13 protein-coding genes and 6 pseudogenes are annotated in these 20,576 nt (G+C 58.4%); 7 read left to right on the top strand and 12 right to left on the bottom strand.

The features are described from left to right. Both NKJ89_RS34150 and istB read left to right on the top strand, forming a co-directional pair. On the top strand, window positions 1–769 hold a 769-nt coding region (locus NKJ89_RS34150; RefSeq protein WP_502904196.1), incomplete at its 5' end, for a Mu transposase domain-containing protein. A 17-nt stretch (window positions 770–786) separates the two neighbouring features. Then, window positions 787–1,563, top strand: a complete 777-nt coding sequence (istB, locus tag NKJ89_RS34145; RefSeq protein WP_031212798.1) for an IS21-like element helper ATPase IstB — start codon at window positions 787–789, stop codon at window positions 1,561–1,563. A 122-nt stretch (window positions 1,564–1,685) separates the two neighbouring features. On the opposite strand, the gene NKJ89_RS34140 is transcribed toward istB, so the two are convergent. Genes NKJ89_RS34140 through NKJ89_RS34120 form a run of 5 tightly spaced genes read right to left on the bottom strand, consistent with a single transcriptional unit; the run spans window position 1,686 to window position 7,038 of the window. Further along, on the bottom strand, window positions 1,686–2,717 hold the full coding sequence (locus tag NKJ89_RS34140) for an ABC transporter ATP-binding protein (RefSeq protein ID WP_352608832.1): 1,032 nt from the start codon (window positions 2,715–2,717) through the stop codon (window positions 1,686–1,688). Beyond that, window positions 2,714–3,730 carry an ABC transporter ATP-binding protein gene (locus tag NKJ89_RS34135; RefSeq protein WP_352608831.1) on the bottom strand — a complete coding sequence of 339 codons (1,017 nt, stop codon included), beginning with the start codon at window positions 3,728–3,730 and terminating at the stop codon, window positions 2,714–2,716. Before NKJ89_RS34135 ends, NKJ89_RS34140 begins: the two co-directional genes overlap by 4 nt. Next, window positions 3,727–4,620 (bottom strand): ABC transporter permease, encoded by an 894-nt coding sequence (locus tag NKJ89_RS34130; RefSeq protein ID WP_352608830.1) that lies wholly within the window; start codon window positions 4,618–4,620, stop codon window positions 3,727–3,729. Before NKJ89_RS34130 ends, NKJ89_RS34135 begins: the two co-directional genes overlap by 4 nt. 1 nt (window position 4,621) lies before the next feature. Beyond that, window positions 4,622–5,560 carry an ABC transporter permease gene (locus tag NKJ89_RS34125; protein ID WP_352608829.1) on the bottom strand — a complete coding sequence of 313 codons (939 nt, stop codon included), beginning with the start codon at window positions 5,558–5,560 and terminating at the stop codon, window positions 4,622–4,624. Window positions 5,561–5,577: 17 nt separating this feature from the next. Then, window positions 5,578–7,038 (bottom strand): ABC transporter substrate-binding protein, encoded by a 1,461-nt coding sequence (locus NKJ89_RS34120; protein ID WP_352608828.1) that lies wholly within the window; start codon window positions 7,036–7,038, stop codon window positions 5,578–5,580. A 716-nt stretch (window positions 7,039–7,754) separates the two neighbouring features. Between NKJ89_RS34120 and NKJ89_RS34115 the strand changes: the two genes are divergently transcribed. Beyond that, window positions 7,755–8,696, top strand: coding sequence for a GlxA family transcriptional regulator (locus tag NKJ89_RS34115; RefSeq protein ID WP_352608827.1), 942 nt, complete (start codon window positions 7,755–7,757; stop codon window positions 8,694–8,696). Window positions 8,697–8,840: 144 nt separating this feature from the next. On the opposite strand, the gene NKJ89_RS34110 is transcribed toward NKJ89_RS34115, so the two are convergent. Next, window positions 8,841–9,974, bottom strand: coding sequence for a GlxA family transcriptional regulator (locus NKJ89_RS34110; RefSeq protein WP_352608826.1), 1,134 nt, complete (start codon window positions 9,972–9,974; stop codon window positions 8,841–8,843). Between the two features lie 191 nt (window positions 9,975–10,165). Between NKJ89_RS34110 and NKJ89_RS34105 the strand changes: the two genes are divergently transcribed. Both NKJ89_RS34105 and NKJ89_RS34100 read left to right on the top strand, forming a co-directional pair. Further along, a complete protein-coding gene (locus tag NKJ89_RS34105) occupies window positions 10,166–11,104 on the top strand; it encodes a GlxA family transcriptional regulator (RefSeq protein ID WP_352608825.1) in 939 nt (312 codons plus the stop codon). Between the two features lie 106 nt (window positions 11,105–11,210). Then, a pseudogene (locus NKJ89_RS34100) lies at window positions 11,211–11,534 on the top strand (transposase); the annotation flags it as partial. 149 nt (window positions 11,535–11,683) lie between these two features. Here NKJ89_RS34100 and NKJ89_RS34095 read toward each other — a convergent pair. The 6 genes and pseudogenes from NKJ89_RS34095 to NKJ89_RS34070 all read right to left on the bottom strand — a co-directional run. Further along, window positions 11,684–12,013, bottom strand: a pseudogene (locus tag NKJ89_RS34095) (reverse transcriptase domain-containing protein); the annotation flags it as partial. Next, a complete protein-coding gene (locus tag NKJ89_RS34090) occupies window positions 11,937–13,121 on the bottom strand; it encodes a recombinase family protein (protein ID WP_352608833.1) in 1,185 nt (394 codons plus the stop codon). The gene NKJ89_RS34090 and the pseudogene NKJ89_RS34095, both read right to left, overlap by 77 nt. 145 nt (window positions 13,122–13,266) lie before the next feature. Continuing rightward, window positions 13,267–13,971: pseudogene (locus NKJ89_RS34085) on the bottom strand (reverse transcriptase domain-containing protein); the annotation flags it as partial. A gap of 357 nt (window positions 13,972–14,328) precedes the next feature. Further along, window positions 14,329–14,499: pseudogene (locus NKJ89_RS34080) on the bottom strand (transposase); the annotation flags it as partial. Between the two features lie 79 nt (window positions 14,500–14,578). Next, window positions 14,579–15,168, bottom strand: a pseudogene (locus NKJ89_RS34075) (transposase); the annotation flags it as partial. A gap of 68 nt (window positions 15,169–15,236) precedes the next feature. Further along, window positions 15,237–17,681, bottom strand: a complete 2,445-nt coding sequence (locus NKJ89_RS34070) for a GcvT family protein (RefSeq protein WP_352608823.1) — start codon at window positions 17,679–17,681, stop codon at window positions 15,237–15,239. 188 nt (window positions 17,682–17,869) lie between these two features. On the opposite strand from NKJ89_RS34070, the gene NKJ89_RS34065 reads away from it, so the two are divergent. Further along, window positions 17,870–18,790 (top strand): LysR family transcriptional regulator, encoded by a 921-nt coding sequence (locus NKJ89_RS34065; RefSeq protein ID WP_352608822.1) that lies wholly within the window; start codon window positions 17,870–17,872, stop codon window positions 18,788–18,790. A 226-nt stretch (window positions 18,791–19,016) separates the two neighbouring features. Further along, window positions 19,017–20,124, top strand: a pseudogene (locus NKJ89_RS34060) (IS3 family transposase). Window positions 20,125–20,576 lie beyond the last annotated feature (452 nt).

Below are 20,576 nucleotides of genomic sequence, written 5' to 3'. Positions count from 1 at the left end.
CGCCGAAGGTTCAGTTTTAATCGTCGAGAGGTGGGTGCTGGCCAGGCTTCGAAACGAACGCTTCTTCAGCCTTGCTGATCTCAATATCCGGATCAGCAGTTTGATCGAAGACCTCAACGGCCGGACCATGCGCCGTTATGGCAAATCCCGCCGTGCGTTGTTTGATGAGATCGAACGCACCCAGCTCAAGCCACTGCCGGCAACACCGTTTGAATATGCAGAATGGAAAGTCGCCAAGGTCCATCCCGACTATCATGTCGAGGTCGACAAGACCTTCTACTCCGTGCCGCACGGTCTGATCGGCAGGCGGGTCGATGTGAGACTGACCTACCGGGCGGTCGAGATCTTCTTTGACCATAAGCGGATCGCCAGCCACATCAGAAGCTCGCAGCGCTCGGGCCATATTACCGTCAATGAGCATATGCCGAAGTCCCACCAGCGCTATGCAAACACGACGCCTCACACGTTGCGCAAGGAAGCGGCAAAAGTCGGGAGCAATACGGCGATATTTATCGAGCGTCTGCTGAGTGACCGCCCGCATCCGGAACAAGGCTATCGATCCGCGCAGGGCGTCCTTTCCTTGGCGCGACGCTACAAATCCGATCGCCTGGAAATGGCGTGCGAGCGTGCCTTGACCATCAATGCAATGAGCTATTCGTCCGTCGCCAACATTCTCAAATCTGGTCTCGACCAAGCTGCGCCCGTGAGCGAGGCCGTCAAGCCGGCACCGCCGCACGGCAATATCCGCGGTAAAACCTACTATCAATGAGAAAGGAAAACACCCAGATGCTGACACATCCAACCCTTGATCAAATGCACACGCTCGGCCTTGCCGGAATGGTCGCGGCCTATCGCGAGCTTGCCGAGCAGGTCCATGGAAACGACCTCAGCTTTGACGAGCGGCTCGGCCTGATGCTCGACCGCGAGATCGCACTGAGAACAGACAAACGGCTGACCAATCGGTTGGCAACAGCAAAGCTGCGTTTTGCCAATGCCTCGATCGAAGACATCGATTTTAGCACTCACCGCGGCCTTGATCGCCGGAACGTCTTATCCTTGGCGCAGGGGGCATGGCTGAAGGCAAACGAGAACTTGATTCTGACAGGCCAAACGGGCACCGGAAAGACATGGATTGCCTGCGCCTTCGGACGACAGGCGGCCCGTCTGGACTATTCCGTGCTCTACGTTCGCATGCCACGGCTCTTCGAGGATCTCGCACTTGCAAGGCTCGACGGACGCTTCCCGCGCCTTATCGATAAACTCGCTCGCGTCCAGCTGCTGATCCTCGACGATTGGGGAACGCATACGCTGAGCGACAGGCAGCGCCTCGATCTGCTCGAAATCTTCGAGGAGCGATACCGGCGGAAATCGACGCTGATCACGGCTCAACTTCCTGTGGCCGCCTGGCATGAAATGATCGGAGAAGTCACTTTAGCCGATGCGATCCTGGACCGTATCGTTCACAATGCGCACCGCATAACGCTCGAAGGCGACAGCATGCGAAAGCGAAAACCATCGACGCTCTTGACCGGCAGCGAAATAACCGAAATCAATCACTCCTAACAGCAACAAGGCAACCGGAACTCGATCGCTTCCGTTGTCCGCGACTTAGCGAAACGCTTGTCCGCGATTTACTGAAACGGCTGTCCCAATTTAGTGAAATCCGCAAGAGAGAGAGTTCAATATCATTTGTGGACCTCGTTTTTTATTAGTCGCTGCTCCGTCAGCTTAGCGCGCTCCAGCGGAAAATGGCATTTGAAGCTGTGATGCGCGTCCTCCCGGCTCGCTGTAGGTTCGGGGAGGACGCGGCTACATATGTCCTGCGCGTAGCTACACCGGGTGTGGAACTCGCAGCCCGATGGCCGGTTCATCAAGCTCGGCACTTCACCTTTCAGCTCGATCCTGGTAAGCACCGCGTCCGGGTCAGGCTCGGGATTGGCCGCAAGTAGCGCCTCGGTGTAGGGATGGCGCGGTTGGTCAAAGATGCGTTCGGTCGAGCCGACCTCGATAAAGCGGCCTAGATACATGATCGCCATTCGATCGGTCATGTGGCGCACCACATTAAGATTGTGCGAGATGATCAGGATCGCCATGCCGAGTTCGTCCTGAAGCCGCGCGAGAAGATTGAGCACCTCGCCCTGCACTGAGACGTCGAGGCCTGCGGTCGGCTCATCGGCAATGATCAAGTCCGGTTTGAGCGCGAGAGCACGCGCGATACCCACGCGCCTGGCCTGACCTCCGGAAAGCTGATGGGGATAGCGGCGAGCAAAATCAGCTGGCAAGCCGACCATCCGCAGCAGGCGCTCGGCTTCGGCTCCGGCATCGCGATCCTTTAGACCATGGATCCGAAACGGCTCTGTCAGGAGCGATCGCACCGTCAGCCTCGGCGAGAGTGATCCGACGGGATCCTGGAACATCATCGCCATGCGCCGCAAATAGGGCTTGCGGTCAGCCCCGGTGAGTTCCTCAATTTCCTGTCCGTCGAAGCTGATTTTGCCGCTCACAGCCCGCTGCAAGCCGATGATCGTGCGCGCGATGGTGGATTTGCCTGAGCCGCTTTCACCGACAAGGGCCAGTGTCTCGCCCTTGCGGATTTCAAAGGACACACCGCATACTGCGTCGATGAAAGGGGCTTTCGTCCCGGATGCGAGCGCCTTCAGCGGACCCATGGTGCGGAAGCGGACGCGCAGGTCCTGAACGCGGAGCAGCGCGCTCATGCCGAAACCAGCCGTTCTTTGTCGAGGAGATGGCATCGGGCAATTTGGTCCACGCCGATGCGGTACTCGACCGGGTTCTCTTGTGCACAGCGTTTGGACGCATGTCGGCAACGTGTGCGGAAGATACATCCTACCTTGCTGCCGAGGAGACTGGGCACCTCGCCGGGTATGGTCGGCAAAGTCCGTGTCTTTTGTCTGATCCGTCCCGGATCGCAGTCAAGCAGCGCGCGCGTGTAGGGGTGAGCAGGATTGTGAAAGATGTCCCGGACAGCTCCCTGCTCCACCACTTCGCCCGCATACATGACGGCGACCCGGTCGCACAACTCAGCCACCGCTCCGAGGTGGTGGGAGACGAACAAGACCGAGCAGCCGATCTCTTTTTGCAGTTCCTTGAGCAAATGAATGATCTGCACTTCCAGCGTTGCATCGAGCGCGGTGGTTGGCTCGTCGGCGACGAGGAGCGCTGGCTTCACTAGAAGTGCCATGGCAATGCAAACGCGCTGACGCATGCCCCCGGAGAAGTGATGCGGATAGGCGCCGATTCGGCTTTCCGGATCAGGAATTCCGACCCGGTGAAGCATTGCGAGGGCACGGGCGCGCTTTTCGCTCCGGCTTACTTGTTCGTGGTGCTGAATATCGATCATCTGGCTCTCGATGGTCCGCACCGGATTGAGTGCGGTCATCGGATCCTGAAAGATCATGGAGAGACGATCGCCGAGCAGGGTCCGGCGCGCTGGAACAGGCATTTTGAGCAGGTCTTTACCTTCGAACAGGATTCTGCCGGCTGTCACATCTGCATTTTCTGGAAGCAGGCCCATCACAGTATATGCGAGCGTCGATTTTCCGGATCCACTCTCACCTACGATGCCAACCACCTGCCCGGCTGGCACATCGAGCGAAACATTGCGCAGGGCATGGACGCGCCCACGCGGTGTACCGAAATCGAGATTTAGGGCACGGATCTCAAGAAGCGGCAGGGCGGACGTATGCTCTGTCAAATCGTCGCGTTTCATAGGTCTTTCCGCAGCTTGGGATCAAATATGTCGCGCAACGCCTCACCCAGAAATGTGAAGCCTAGCGTTGCGAGGATGATCGGGATGCCGCCAGCGATCACGAGCCAGGGGGTCTGGTTTATGTAGCTATAGCCATCGTTGAGGATCGCTCCCCAGTCAGGTGTCGGAGGCCGCACACCCATACCTAGAAAACTGAGACCAGCCGAAGTGGCGATGACGGCCGGCACATCCATGCTCACGAGAATGACAAGGGGACCAATGACGTTGGGCAATATATGCACGGCGAGGATGCGTGTCGTGCCTGCGCCCATGCTGCGCTCTGCGGCGATGTATTCACTGCTCTGCAGCGCTGGGGCCTGGGTACGCGCCACGCGCGCATAGCCTGGCATACCCGTGATCGCTATGACTAATATGATGTTGACTAGGCTTGGTCCCAGAAGCGCGATGATTGCCAGAGCAAAGATGATGCCGGGAAAGGAGCGGATGGTATCGAAGATGAGCAGGAGCAAATTGTCCAGCCAACGCGGCCCGAAGCCTGCGATGAGACCAAGCACGACGCCGACCGCCAGCGCACTGCTGAGGGAGGCGAAAGCGACCAGGAGCGGGATACGACCGCCCATGATGACGCGCGAGAATGTATCGCGGCCCAGTTGGTCCGTACCCAGCAGAAAGTCCAGTGAAGGTGCAGCGAGACGCGGCCCGACCATGATCCGGACAGGATCATGCGTGATTATCAGCGGAGCGAAGACCGCTATCGCTGCTATGAGTATGACAAGCACTGCTCCGAGCATGCCTAAACGGTTTTTGCGAAATTGTCCTAAAAAGCTGCGAAAGGCGCCGATAGCCGTGGAATCGTTGGCTTCCGGACGGATGGCTTCAACCCTCACCATGTCAGAGCTTTTCCCGGGTTCGCGGATCGAGTAATGCGTTGACCACGTCGGAGAGCGTCGTAGCGACGACGATAAGGAACGTGGTGACGAGAACGACGCCCATCACTATTGGATAGTTGCGCGTATTGACCGCGTTCACGATCAACGCTCCGATGCCAGGTCTCGCAAAAACCACTTCGATAAAGACAGCGGACGAAAGCAGCCACGCTATGCCTACGCCGAGTATTGTCACGGTCGGCAGGATCGCGAGCGGCAGCGCGTAGCGTGCGACGATGCGCCATTCCGAAATCCCGAAGGAGCGGGCCATGCGCACGTGGTTTTCGCCCAGAACCTCAAGCATGGATGCCCGTACGAGCCGGGAAATGTAGCCTACCCAGCCAATCCCTATGGCGAAAGCTGGTAGGACGAGATGGATAAGTCCATCCCAGAGACCATTGCCGGCTCCGATCGCTGGCAACCAGCGCAGCCCTACGGCAAAAATTAGCAGTGCGTAGATTGCCACGACGAAGGATGGAATTGCAATCGTGGCCACCGTCGCGACGCCGGCCACTTGGTCCACCAAGGAGTTGCGCCGCATCGCCGAGTAGCAGCCGAGCGGCACGGCTATCATGACCGCCCATAAGATCGAGACAAAGATCAGTTCGATCGTATAAGGCAATTGGTCAAATACGATGTCGGCAACGGGTCGCCGGCTGAAAACGTCGAATCCGAGATCGCCGTGGAGCAGCCCGCCGAAGAACGTGACGATCTGCACAACCAGCGGCTTATCCAGCCCCATCTGCTGATGCAGCAGCGCCTTCATCTCGGGCGTCGCCCGCGGGCCAAGCAGAACCGCGGCAGGATCGCCGGGCACTGCCCTGATCATCAAGAACAGAAGCATCACCGCGGTCGCAATAATTGCGACCGCGAGGACGATCCGTTTGAGGAGGTAGAGCCACATGTCGACCTGCTTCCAGTCTAAGCCGGCTTGAACTCAAGGAACAGGGGGTATCCGTCCGGACGAGTTGCGGCCTGCGTATGCGTGGTGCGATACATGACTGGATTGCCCCCGTAGGTCAGGAAGCGGTAGGCGCCAGATTCTTCCATGAGATCCTGCATTTCATAGTAGAGCTTAGCGCGCTCCCCAGGGTCGCTGATGGTGACAGCCTTGGCGCTCAGCTCATCGAAGCGCTTGCTACGGAAGCGCTCCCAGTTCCACACACCGGCCTGCTCGCTCACGAAGTAGGTGGTTGACAAGTAAGGATCCGGCACACTGGAATAGGACATGACGGTGAGCTGCATCTCCTTCCAGCGATCGCCTTCCGATTCCATGCCGAGCGTCCAGAACGAGCCGCTATCCTGGACTTTGATCTCGACCGTGATGCCGATCTGCGACAATTGCGCCTGCACAGTCTGGGCTATGGTCGATGACTGGCTCTCGTTCAGGCAATCGATGGTCAAGGTCAGGTCGCTCACACCGGCCTTTTCCAGGAACTCCTTTGCCTTCGCGAGATCGCCTTCCGGCGGGACGAGCGCTTTGTCGCGATGCCCCACAATTCCTGGAGCAACGGTACCTGTCGCAACCTCCGCCTGTCCCGCAAACGCGGCATCCAGGATCTGCGGCACATTGATCGCCCACTGGATCGCCTTGCGGACATTGATGTCCTTCAGCTTCGGATGATCCACATTCATGCCGATCCAGTAGTAATAGAGCGAGGGATGTTCCTCGATCTTGGTCTCGGCGGGCGGATTGCTCTTGAACGCCGCAAGCGAATCCAGACTGATACGAGTGAAATCGGTGTCGCCCGCCAGATAGGCGCGTTCCGCCGCCTTGTCGTCGTTGATCGTAATGATTTGGATTTCGTCGAAACCCGGCTTTGGCCCCGCCCACTCCGGATTGCGCGTCAAAAGCACATGCTGGTTTTGTTTGAATTCGGCGAGCACATATGGCCCGGAAAAGGCCGGTGGCTTTAAACCGAAACTGCTGCCATCACCGGTCGCCTTCATCACCGCATCCTCGGAAACGATATGGCCAACTGCATAGGAGAGCGCAACGTTCCAGACCGGCACGTATGGTGCCTTAGACACAATCACGCCAGTATAGTCATCCTCGATCTCGACATGATCGAGCGGCCCCCAATCCAGCTTTACCGGCGAATTGTGCTTGATCACGCGCTCGAAAGAGAATTTGACGTCCTTGGCGGTCATCTCGCCATGGCCGCCGGTGAATTTGATGCCCTTCTTTAAATGGAAACGGATATGGGTGGGGTCGACCTGTTCGATCTTTTCTGCCGCCTCCAACTCCCAACCCCATTCGGAGCCCGGCTTGAAGCGCGTGAGCTTCGAATAGATGCAGTACATAATGTCCACTTCGTGGCTGCCCACGTAGAAGCCGGGATCGAGCGTGGTGGGGTCCAAAAGGCCGCGCGCCTTGAGCACTTTGCCCTCAGCTGCCCAGATGGCTTGCGACAATGGCATACCGGAAGCGAGGATACCCCCGCCGAGGGCGGCGCCCGTTTTGAGAAAAGTTCGGCGGCTCAGATCGCCCGCAAAATTATTCATGATCGATTCCTCCCTTTCTGTGTGCGATTTCCCGTTCGGAGCGGGTTCGCTTTCGTGTTGGTTGATCCCGCGCGCCAGCGTGAGATCGCACCTTCATGTCCGCGGTCTGCATCGCCGCCGCCGTAATCTTCTGGCTCTGATCAATGTATTGAGGCTGGCAACGATGTCGGCCAGTTTGGTATCAACCGACGCATGGGAATGTGCCGATTTTGCCAGGTAACTGACGTTTTCGGACGCGGCCTCGCGAGGGGTTCGCAGCTGGAATGGCCGTCATAGAGCACTGCTTTTAACTCGAGGTCCGCCGCCACCATGTCTTATGCGGAAACCTGGAAGTTCTTGTCACTTCCCGTGGGGTAGGTGCTTCCAAACAGGCATGCTAGATTGTGAAAATGGGCGGCTGGCCCGCCCTCTCGCATCCTGTGATATTCGAAGCTTTGGTCTAGCTCGCCTTGTATCGCTTCGAGATCATGCAATGAATAGGCCAGAAATCCATATGAACTGACCATACAGAAGTATGTGAATCTATGTCGTCATCTCGCGATCCGCTGAAAATACTGGTTATAGTTACTCCGAGTTGCAATATAACGGCCACTATGACCTTTATTGACCCTTTCCGCGCCGCAAACTATTTGGAAGGCGAAACCCTGTTCCAATGGAATTTGGCTTCGTCGAAGGGCGGCCTGTGCCTGGCAAGCAACGGGGTTTCCTTTGAAACGCTTCAGCTCAAGGATGTGCTGAAAGAGTCCTTTGACGTCGTGGTGGTCTCGTCAAGCTGGACCCCAGAAACGGCTGCAACGCCGGACTTGTTAGCGGCCCTTAGAAAATGGGCGAGGGCCGGCAGTCTAGTAGGTGGGTTCGACACTGGAGCATTCATACTTGCTGACGCAGGCCTGCTTGTGGGCAAGCGCGCCACGGTTCACTACGAACACTTAAACGCATTTCAGGAACTGAATGCCGATGTCGAGGTAAGTGAGGACATCTTCGTACGAGACGGCAACCGATTAACGTGCAGTGGTGGCATAGCCAGTTGCGACATGGCGCTCCACATAATTCAAGCAGCCTATGGAAGTCCGTTGGCCAAAGCTGCTGCCTGTTACATATTTCATCCGGCGCTGAGGCCGGCGGGAACCTCTCAAAATCCCGGCAATATAGAACCCGTTGGGAGCAACGCGCCAGAGACGGTCCGGGGCGCAATTGCAATTATGGAAAACCATTTAGAGCATTCCATCTCGATACCCGAAATTTCCTCCAAAGTGGGGATATCCCCTCGTCAACTCCACAGGCTGTTCGAACGTGACGTCGGCAAATCCCCTGCGCTTTACTATCGCGACATCCGCCTCGATCGCGCGCGGAGTCTGGTGACCCAAACTGACATGTTGCTTTACGAGATAGCTGTTGCCTGCGGCTTTAGCAGTCAAGTGCATTTCAGCCGAGCCTATCGAGCGAGGTTTGGTATTCAACCCAGGGCAGATCGCGTTGAGGGACGCATACCATTCGAGTTTCGAGCGTGGCCCCTTCATCGAAAGAGCAGGTAACGGGCTCGTAGAGACATGCCCTGATTACGACCACGGCCAAAAAAGTTAAGTACACGGCTGATGAGGCACAGCGCAGGGGCCAGGCTACTTTACTTATAGACAACGTGCGACGTCTTGAGCGCGGGCTTGAGGTATATCCGCTGTTCAACCAGGAAGCCGGATATTGACCCTACCAGCATAGGGCCATTCCCCAGTTTTGGAGCAGAACGTGTCTGGTGAAGTATTGCCGATGGCAGGGCGCGGCGTTGACACGCCGAGAAACCTTTCGGGCGGAAGATTCCGGGCTTCGTGGGGCGCTATTTGGTGCGCCTCACGGAAACACCTCGAAAAGTGAGAGGCGGACACGAAACCGCAGCATACCGCAATTTCCAGGACCGGCATCGCCGACTGGGCAAGCAGGAGTTTCGCATGTTCCAATCGCAATTCCCGGAAGTAGCGGCAGGGCGAGCGACCGATATTACTACTGAACAGGCGCTCCACCTGTCGCCGCGACAGCCCTGCAGCCGCCGCGAGGTCCGCCATGGTAAGCGGAGCGGCCAGGTTCCTCTGCATCAATTCGATGAGTTTCACGACCGTTGGGTTGAGCCTGCCATGCCGACGCAGCAGCGGCAGCCGCTGGCGCTCCCCGCCCGTGCGGATGCGGCCGGCGACGGCCAATTCCGCAACGCTCACCGCGACAGGTTCGCCGCAATGATGTTTCACAACCTCGACCATCATGTCGAAGGCTGCCGTGCCCCCGGCGCAGCTCCAGATGTTGTTATCGACCTCGTAGAGGATCGCCGCCGCCTCAACGCGCACGAACCGCTCCTTGAACCCCGGCAGGGCCTCCCAATGGACGGCGCACTTGCGGTCATTGAGCAGCCCGGCTTTGGCCAAAGCAGCGACACCACTGCCAAACGCGCCCATCCCAACGCGGCGCTGCCGACATTCCCGCAACCATGCGCTCAGCACTTTGGTTTCGCGCCCTTCGTCAGGCTCCTCACCGCAGACCAGCGTCAGCAAGGGGCGTTCAGGCTGCATAAGGTATCTGCGCTCCTGGGCCAGGTCGGCGTCGGCCGCCACAACAATGCCGCAGCTCGCCCGCACAGCTTCACCCTGATGAGAAACGGTACGCCAGCGAAAGGCTTCCCGCCCGGCTACTCTGTTGGCAAGTCGGAAGACATCCAAAGCCGATGACACGGCCAGGAGTTCGAACCCGGGCGCCAAATAAAGCGCGACCGTAATCGGATCAGAAGCAGGAACGGACGCCCAAGCGTCTTGGGACCAGTGGTGGACCATTTCAGACTCTCCGCCGTGTTCTCTTAGCGACGCGGGATAATTAACCCGCGCCTCATTTGAGCGATGGGTGAAATCGACGAAAGGACGATTGCGTCGGCATGGCAGTAGATTTGCGACACCGCCCTGGTTCTTCCCAGAATCTGGCACAAAGACCCGGTCGGCACCCTGCCCCGCTTTCTGTCGGGTTCCTCTTGCTCCAGCGTTTTACCCTTGGGGCGTTTGCCAATTTCGTCGATGTGATGCGCCTTGCTGCAGACGATGGGGATCGAAGCCGCCCAATCCACTGCCAGTGGCGTATTATTTCGCCTGATATGGCGCCGATCCTGTCCAGCTGTGGCGTCGCGATCTCCCCCCATGAAAGGATTGGTGACCTTCGCCGTTTCGACTATCTGGTAGTCGTTGGCGGAGTTCTTGAGGAGGAGAGTCTCCAGGTCGACACGCGTTTCGACAAACATCTCCAGAACGCTGCTGATGCAGGCATACCGCTCGTGGGTCTGTGCACTGGCTCATTCATCTTGCATCGGGCCGGCCTGATGCATGGCTACAGGTGTTGCGTCAGCTGGTTCCACAACTCGGATTTCCTGCGACTTTTCGACGGTCTCCAGGCCGTTTCGGACCAGATCTTCGTCGTAGATCGAGACCGGCTGACCTGTTCGGGGGGAGCCAGCGCCGCGCATCTCGCAGCCTTTCTCGTCGACAGGCATCTCGGTAAGGCCCTAGCTGCCAAAAGCTTGCGGATCATGATGTTCGACAACGCGGCTAAGGGTGAGACGGCCCAGCCAACTGGAAGCCTAAAGGTCGTCGTTCGGGACGAAATCCTGAAACGGGCAGTGTTGTTGATGCAACACAACCTCGAGGTTCCGCTAGCCATCGGCCGCCTTGCCGGCAAACTCAACTTGAGCAAGCGGCTGATCGAGCGCCGCTTCCGGTCTGAACTCCGTACCTCTCCGCAGGCGATCTACATGCAGATACGGCTTGATCATGCACGCCACCTTTTGCTGAGGACCGACAAGTCGATTTCAAGCATCGCCCTGGAGTGTGGCTTCTGCGACGGTTCGCATTTCAGCCGCGTATTCCGCGCCTACTACCTCCAGAGGCCCCAAGAGTTTCGGTCGCAGGACGCGAGATAGGGGCCCACCCACCTGGCACAGACGGTGCGGGAAACGGCCATCCTACAAACGACCAACGGGCAAGCGGTTAACTGGCTGAGAGGCTCCTTACTTTAGACGGTTCGCATATGGTCAGGCGCCGCGGCAGGCGGCGGCCGACGGCGGCTTTGCCACTCGCGACAATCTGGCTACAGCGAAGACCTTGGGCGTCCGCCACATGGCATTCCACAAGAAGGCCGGCCTCAGGATCGAGGACATGGTTAGAAGCAATTGGGTCTATCGCAAGCTGCGCAATTTCCGTGCCGGCATCGAGGCCGACATCTCATGTCTCAAGCGCGCTTACGGCTTGGCGCGCTGCACCTGGCGCGGCCTTGATCACTTCAAGAGCTACGTCTGGTCCTCGGTCGTGGCTTACAATCTCGTCGTCTTCACGCGCCTCAAGCCGACCTGATGCCGGCCGCTATTGGAATTGCGTCGCACCGGCCAGAGCTGGCCTCGCAGCGTGCGCGTGATCGCGCCCACAACGCTTTTCTGCTCGATAGCCATCCCTTGATCCTGTCCATGACGCTCAAAGGCGTTCCAGTTAAGGACAAGTGTATAGCGCGATTTCCCGCAGATAAAGGTAAAGCCCAGGAATGCAAAGGTTTCCGGTTTGCCGAGCCCGCGTCGCTTGCGGTCGACCGCCGCAAAGCGGCCGAACTCAATCAGGCGGGTCTTGTCCGGATGAAGCGACAGTGCAAACTCCTCAAGCCTCGCGCGCATCGCATCGAGGAAGCGACGGACGTCGTCCTCGTGCTCGAAACCAACGATCACATCATCGGCATAACGCACGATGATCATATCGCCGGTGGCCTCACGCTGTCGCCAGCGCTCCGCCCACAGGTCGAAGACGTAGTGCAGGTAGATATTGGCCAGAAGCGGCGAAATCACTCCCTGAACGCAAAAGGTAACATTTGTCAGCCGATGGCGATTTCCCGTTGGAAGGCGATAACGCGTTGCCGGACGGCGGTATCGTCGTCTGCATCGGGAGCGAGTGGCGGATGATGACGGCATCGTCGTCGACCAAGACGTCTTTGACCAGCAAGCGGACAACCCTCTGGCGGTCGCTGACGTCCAGCGATTGCGCCGATGCCCGCAATTTCTGGAGGAAGGCGGTCAGCGTCTCGGCGAGGCGCAGGAATGTCATGCGATCGGCGGCCTGATCGCGGATCGCCTGCAATTGGGTGCGCATGGTCTGCTCGCGGGCACGCAACTCCGGCATGCGACGGCGCAGTTCCTCCAGCGACAGGAGATCCTCCTGGTAGGCGGTCACCAGCCGTTCCATGCTCTTGCTGACGCGCACGCAGTCCCGTTCGAGGGCCTCTTGCCGCCGTTTCGTCGGCTCGGCCGCACGGGCCGCGTCAAGACGCCGGTCGAGCTCGGCGCGGATCAGCGTGGGGTCCTCGATCAAGCGCATCACCTCCCGCCACACCACTTCATCGAGCAGGTCCTGACGGATCGGCCGGCTGTCGCATACAGATCCGCCAAGATGGCGCCAGCTATCCGTCCCGAGGCAGCGGTAGTAGTGGATTTTGCGCGCCGACGTACGGGTCGATGTGCGTGATAGCGCGTAGCCGCATTTGCGGCACGACACCAGCCCCTGCACGATGCTCGGTTCGATGGTCCGGCGCGGGGCGAAGCGCTTGTTGTCGGTCAGGCGTTCGGCCGCCAACGCGAAGGTTTCTTCCGTCACGATGGCGGGAACGGGCACTTCGATCCATTCCTCGCGCGGCCGCTCGTGCTGGCTGGTATTCTCGCTAAAGCTCGCCCGGCCCGACAGGCGGAACGGCTTCGTCACCTTCTGCCGCGGTGCGACCTGTGTCTTGCCGAAGCAGGCCGTTCCCTTGTAGGCGGGATTGCGCAGCATCCCCCACACCACCGACCGTTCCCAGCGGGTGACGCGCTGGCGTGTCGCCAGCCCCCTCTCGTTGATAAGGCGGGCAAGGGCGCCAATGCTCAGGCCGTCGACCGTATATTTCTCGAACACCAGTCGCACCACTTCCGCCTCGGCTGCATCGATTTCATAGCGCGCCGGCGCGTCATTCGTCTTACGAATATACCGATAGCCGTAAGGCGCCCCACACAGCACGGAGACTTCGCTGGCCTTGGCCCGGTGGCGCTTGCCGCGCCGCGAGCGTTCGAGAAATGATGCGCTTGTCGCCGATCCTGTGTTCCAGGAAGCGTACGAGCCAATCCTGGCTGACGCTCCCGAAAAAGTTCTGGATGTCGGCGTCCAAAATCCAGTTCACCTTCCGCTTATCGATCGCCACGCACAGGGCGTCCAACGCATCATGCGGTCCTCGTCCGGGCCGAAACCCGTAGGAGAAACCGCAGAAGTCACCTTCATAGATGGCGTTGAGCACCATGACCGTTGCACCCTGGACGACCTTGTCTTCCAGAGCGGCAATCGCCAGCGGCCGCTGCTTTCCATCCGCCTTCGGTATGTACGTCCGGCGAGACGGTTGCGGTCGGTACGCCCCACTGTGGACCCGTTTGTGCAAGTCCCTGAGCCGAGGCTCAAGGTCTGCCTCGTAGTCCTGCCACGTCATGCCATCCACCCCGGGAGCGGCCTTGCGCCTGAGCGCGTAGAACGCCGTCCGAAGCGTGTCGACATTGATATGATGGAAGAGCGCGGTGAACCGTTCCTTCTTCCTCAGCCTTGCGGCTTTCCGTACGCGGACCAGCGCCTGGGTCACGCGAGCCCGGTCCTGTGCCCGGTGCGTGCTTTGCTGGCCCACGTTCCCCTTGGTCTCCAGCCTTGGCTCCACCGGCTCCGCCACCGGTTGCCCGGTTTTGTTCGTCGGCTTCACAGCGACTATGCCGGAGTCAGACTTCTCCTGTCCGTTCATCATCGGCTACAGCTCCTCGTCTTCCCGATGCGGACCGGCGTGGCGAACGCCACTCGGCCAGACAAGAGATCTCCCAGGTTCCGACGCATTTCTTTCATGCGTGATGTGGCCCTAGACCCCGGCAGGGCGACGGTGCCTCGCTTACCGGCTCCGCACATGTTGCCTTCGACGGATGAGAACGTCTCGGCCCTGCAGTCTTATCACTATCGTGGCTCACTCCCACACCCCGCATGATTGCTGTGTACGCTTCGCCGTGGTCGTCACCTCCCACGCCGCAACACTTGCTACCCGGCGGGCGCTACCCCTTACCCGGACCGAACTCGCACCGGCTGGAACGCGCCAGCTTGGCCTGGCGCACTTCAGCCGCTTCATCTCGGTCGGCAGCAACCCGTCATACTTCTTCTTCCAGTTGAAATAGGTCGCTTGGCTGATCCCCGCCCGACGACAGATCTCCGCGACGGGGATTCCGTCCGCTCCCTGCTTCAGTATGAACGCCTTCTGCGCGTCCGAGAACTTCGATGCCTTCATCGTCTTCCGCTCCTCCCAGCCAAGGGATGTTACCGCGGAAAACTCCATTTCGAACGGTCCAGTTTTCAGGGATCAGGTCAGTGCCGAGCCGCCCCTTCTTCATGGGCAGGCCGGGCTGCGTGCGATCGAGAGCCTGGATTTGCGACTTTTCATCGACCGACAGCACAATGGCGTGGGCAGGTGGATCGACATAAAGGCCGACGACGTCGCGCAATTTGACGACGAATTTCGGATCGTTCGGGAGCTTGAACTGCCGATAACGATGGGGTGCCAGGCTGTGCGCCTTCCAGATACGCCTGACCGCGCTGGCGCTGATGCCGGACGCCTCGGCCATCATATCGGCCGTCCAGTGCGTCGTCTCACCGGGAGGATCTTTGAGCGTCAGCGCCACCACCCCTTCGGCTGTTTCAGGACTGAGCGGAGGAATGCGCGGGGGACGCGTCTTGTCGCGCAGAAGCGCTTCGAAGCTTTCTTCGGCAAAGCGCTGCGCCAGACGCAGGTCTTCGACTTGCCCGTCCGACGCATGATCTCGACCGTGCCGGCGCCGTCCGCGCTCAGCAGGATAATCGAAGCCCGCCAGACATGCTTTTGATCGGCATTGCGGTCATTGACCAGTGCCGCGAGACGGCGATCGGTCGGCGATACAAGAAACGATATTCCGGTGCGCATGCGCCAGACTCGCATGCGCGCCGCTCAGAGGGAATCCCAAGCCGGACTCTTATGTCAGGCAGAAACCACTAGCTTCTCATACGCAATGAGCGAGAATCATACATTGGCGTCAAAGACGCCGTTGCGGCGTATTTCTGCATGCCCACCTCAATTTCGAACTGTCCACTTTCGATGGATGATTTGTCGAGAGGCCCGCCGGAAACATAACCAAGGCAAACCCAGCCACCCAATGTATGACCGTAGGCTCCGGATGTTACATGCCCGCAAAGGGCTCCGTTTCTGTAAATGGGCTCATCATGATAGGCAAAAGGGGCGTCTGGCGGTAACAGGAATTGCACCAACTTCCTTTCAACGCCGCGGTCTTTGCGTTTGATGAGTTCTTCCCGCCCGACGAATCCCCCCTTCTTTCCATAGCTGACCAGAAAGTCCAACCCGGCTTCGAGAGGCGTGTCGATAGGTGAAATGTCGTGGCCGTAGTGCCGGAACCCCTTTTCGATTCTAAGGCTATCCAGAGCATGCAGGCCGACTAATTTCGGCATTTCGCTTCCTGAGAGTTCGCGCAGCCGGTCAAAGGAATGCGCCGCGAACTCCACCGGAAAATAAGTCTCCCACCCCAACTCACCGGCGAACGAAATGCGAACAGCGCGGGCCTGGGTATATCCGAAATCAATCAGCCGAGATGTCCCGTGCGGAAATGACTCGTTCGTCAGATCGCTGCCCGTCAGGTGCTTCATGGCCTCACGAGCGCCCGGTCCCATGATCGCAAACCCTGCCAGGGCCGACGTCTCATCGAGGAGAGTGACGTCGGCCTCGCTGGACAGCTGCGTCTTTATCCAGTTGTAGTCACGGGCCTGATTAGCGCAGCTGCACAGAAGCAGATAGGACTGTTCCCCGGTCCGGACCACGGTCAGGTCCGCTTCGATGCCTCCGGAGCTGTTGAGCAGAACCGTATAAAGGACCTTTCCGACCCGCACGGAAACGTCGGAGGCACAAATTCTGTTGAGTTCCTTTTCGGCGTCGCGGCCGACAACGACAAACTTCGAAAACCATGAATAGTCGAGGAAACCAACGCTGTTCCTCACAGCAAGATGTTCGTCCATCGACCTGTTAAACCAGCTTTGCGGGCCAAATGAGTAACGGACGTCGAGGTCATTCTTGCTTGACCCGAACCATAACGCGCGCTCCCATCCATTGGTCTGGCCGAAAAAAGCAAACGACGAGGCCAGCCGATCATGAAGGGGGGTGCGTCTAGCTCCCCTCGCCGACCACAGATGCTTGTAAGGCCAATGGATGTCTGCATGCGCGCCAACAGACTCTATGGTTCGATCAAATAGATAGTGTTTGTTGCCGAAAAAGGGCAAATTCCGGCGGACATCTGAGTCCGACACGTCCAGCGATGGGACCCCCTCCGTCACCCACTCGGTCATGACCTGGCCAATGCCGGCTGCTGCCTGAATCCCGACCGTGTTCATACCGGCGGCAATGTAGTAGTTGCCGTAACCGGGGACCGGTCCCAACTGCATGCGTTGGTCCGGCGTGAAGCTCTCTGGGCCATTGAAAAACGTCTTTATGCCGACATCGGCGAGCGACGGGATGCGTTTGAAAGCAGACTCGATGCTCGGTAGGAAGTGGTCGTAATCGGGCGCTAGCTCATCGAAGCAAAAGTCATTTGGAATCCCGTCCATCGCCCATGGCTTAGCCTCTCGTTCGGTGGCGCCAATGAGCAATTTGCCCGCGTCTTCCTTATAATAGACCGCATCATCATTATCGCGTATCACCGGAAAATTGTTTGGGAGCCCGGGGATCTGCTCGGTAACAATGTAGAAATGTTCGACCGCGTGGAGCGGTACCGGCGTTCCTGTCCATTTCCCGGTTTCGTGCGCCCACATTCCTGTGCAGTTGATTACGATATCGGCACTGATTGAGCGTCCATCCACCTCAACGCCCCTGACACGTGCTTTATCGACCGAAATTCCAGTGACCTTCGTGCCTTCGAAAAATTTGGCGCCGTTCAGCCTTGCGCCCTTCGCGAGCGCCATGGTCGTATCAGTTGGGTTGGTTTGCCCATCACTGGGGATCCACAACCCACCCACGAGGTCATCCGTTCTAAGGTTAGGGAACTCCTGGCTGATCTCGCGAGGTGTCCTCATATGTGCCTCGATCCCCAATGATAAGGCAAAGGTGCAGGAACGCTTAAGCTCCTCAAATCGGCCTGGCTGCTGAGCTAGGCGCAGGCTGCCGTTCTGCTTGAATCCGGTCGCCTGCCCTGTCTCCGCCTCGAGCGATTTGTAAAGCTCCACGCCGTATTTGGCGAGTTCGGTCCAGCTCCTCGTGGGCCTCAGCTGGCCCACAATCCCAGCGGCATGCCATGTCGTGCCGGATGTCAATTGCTTGCGCTCGAGGACGACGACATCCTTCACGCCTGCTTTGGTGAGGTGATAGGCGATGCTGCATCCAATGATGCCTCCACCGATAATGACAACATGAGCCGCGTCTGGAAGTTCGTCATGCATGTAGGATTCTCTGTAAGTAAGTTACGGGAGCGCTCCATGCGGCTTCCAAAGGCCTTTTCGATGCAAGTGCTTCTGTCCGCGGCCGCACACCGATGAGGAGCTGGCTTAAGGCTACCCGACACCATTTGAAAAAAAATCGAAATTGTTGCATTGTTCACTTCAAGGATTTCAAACTGTGGAGACCGGCGGTGCGCAACGTCGACATGGACTGCATCAGGACTTTCCTGGCATTTTGCGATACCGGGGACGGCAAGAGTGCGGCCCGCACGGTAAACCGCACCCAGTCCTCGGTCAGCATTCACCTGCGCCGCCTCGAGGAGACGATTGGGAGAAAACTCTTTCGAAAAGATGGTCGCCGGCTGACACTCACGCCGGAGGGCATCAACTTTCAGCGTTACGCGCGAAAGATCTTCATCGTGCAGGACGAGATGTTCAATTTCTTCTCCGAAAACGCGGTCGCTGGAAAACTGAGAATTGGGCTACCCAGCGATACGATTTCGTTTCTCCCAGACATCGGCATCGATGACTTTGCACGGGATTATCCGCTGGTAGAACTGGAGATAATGTGCGATTCGACGCCATCTCTGAGGAGCATGATAAGGGACCAGAAAATTGACGTGGCTATAGTGTCCTCGGAGTCTGACGACAAACAGGGAATGGCCCTAGAGAGCTATCCCGTCTCGTGGATTAGAGGCCAGTCTTTCGATCTTCACAAACATCAGTGTTTGCCGGTGGCATTTTACAGGGACGGGTGTCTGCTGCGGCGGTGGGGAATAAACTCATTAAAAGCGAACGGAATTGACTACAGGATAGTATGTAGCACAAACGATACACATGTGCTGAACCTTATGGTAACCAGGGGGATAGCGATTTCTGTTCAGACTATAAATAATGGAATACCGGAGAACTGTGTTCGCTTGCTTCCGGAAGATGGTTTTCCAAAATTGCCTCCGATATGCAATTCGATGATTCGCACACCTGAGCACTCTTCGCTTGTCGATCGGTTCTGTAATCACGTTCATAAATACCGTCTAACGTTGCTCTCTTCCTTTGACGATGCCGTTCTGCCCACGAAGTCTCTTTTTCACGACGGAACCTCGACGCGATAAATTTTCCTTCGGGCAGGGCGCGTTGAGAGCAGTGCGCATCCTAGGCTCGGGCTTCGCGCCAACGAGCCGGTGATCTCAATTGCGATTTTTAGGCCCTCGCCCTGGGGCACCTCCCGGTTGACACAGCTCGGCGACTTTGTTCCCGCGACGATTGTGCCCGGTGACCTGAGACCCTGAAGCTCCTCCAGTTTTTGGTAGAGTCCGTCCTGATCAAGGAGACGGACGAATGAAGCGTTCACGGTTCTCGGAAGAACAGGTCATCGCGATTTTGAAGGAGCAGGAGGCGGGAATGAAGACCGCCGATGTCTGCCGCAAGCACGGGATTTCGGAAGCGACCTTCTACAAATACAAGGCGAAGTTCGGCGGTTCGGCGGCATGGACGTTTCCGATGCGCGCAAGCTGAAGGCTTTGGAAGAGGAGAACGCCAAGCTGAAGAAGCTGCTCGCCGAGCAGATGCTGGATAATGCAATCCTGAAGGATGTCGCTGCAAAAAAATGGTGACGCCCGATGCCAAGCGGTGCGCTGTGGCCCACGCCTGCGATCGGCATGGGGTGAGCCAGCGTCGGGCGTGCAAGGCTCTTTTCGTCGATCGCTCGAGCGCTCGCTCTACAAGCATCCGGCCGGACGATGCCGTCGTTCGAGCCGCGATGAAGACGGTGGCTGCCGCGCGCCGCCGCTTTGGCTATCGGCCCATCCACATCATGCTTGAACGGCAAGGGATCGTGATGAACCAGAAGAAGCTGCGGCGGCTTTACCGGGAGGAGAAGCTCCAGGTCCGCAAGCGCGGCGGCCGCAAACGGGCCTTGGGAACGAGAAGGCCGATGATCGCGCCGGGTCGGACGAATGAGCGCTGGAGCCTGGACTTCGTGAGCGATGCCTTCACGGACGGCCGGCGGTTCCGGGTTCTGGCCGTCGTTGACGACTTCACGCGGGAATGCCTGGCGCTGATCGCGGATACATCACTGTCGGGCGCCCGCGTCGTCCGGGAGCTGGACGCCATCATCGCCCATCGTGGCAAGTCTTGCACCATCGTTTCGGACAATGGCACCGAGCTGACGTCGATGGCGGTCCTCAAATGGTGCCAGGAGAGCGGCGTCGAATGGCACTACATCGCGCCCGGCAAGCCGATGCAGAACGGATTCGTGGAGAGTTTCAACGGCCGATTTCGTGACGAATGCTTGAACGAAACGCTGTTCTCCACCCTCACGCAAGCGCGGGCAGCAATCGATCTATGGAAGGAGGACTACCACCGGAACAGACCACACTCAGCCCTGGGCAACATCACGCCCATCGAATTTGCCATGAAAATGGCGCTGGAAAAACAGGCCGCATGAGCCCAGAAATGAAACTCCGGACTCTCCATTGAATTGGAGGGAACAAGGGTATGGGGTCACCGGGGGAAGCTCGGCGTTGCGGCTCGGGCGATGGGCGCTCGAACGGGCGGCGGGTAAATTGTCGAGCGTGCTGCCTACTGCTCAGCCCGCCACGCTTGACGCGGGGAAGCGCCTCCAGTCCGGACTGAACCGATTGAGTGCGTTTTTGGCGTATTGACGTACAGAGTGGCCGCAACTACGGAAGTGTCTCCGTCCGCCTTGAGGCGGTGAAGGACAGAATTTCCATCCGGAATGTAGGCTTGCGACAACTCTGACGGGGCGCAGGCTGCTATAGCGCGCCCAACTATCTTGAAAGAGGTGACAGGAAATGAAGATCCTTGTGCCCGTGAAGCGGGTTGTGGATGCGAACGTCAAGGTGCGCGTGAAGGCTGATGGCTCGGCGGTGGAACTGG

This window comes from Mesorhizobium sp. M0047 (genome assembly GCF_040323315.1).
In the GTDB taxonomy this organism is placed as follows: domain Bacteria; phylum Pseudomonadota; class Alphaproteobacteria; order Rhizobiales; family Rhizobiaceae; genus Mesorhizobium.
Note: the sequence above shows the minus strand (reverse complement) of the source record. Positions and strands in the feature narration are given on the sequence as shown.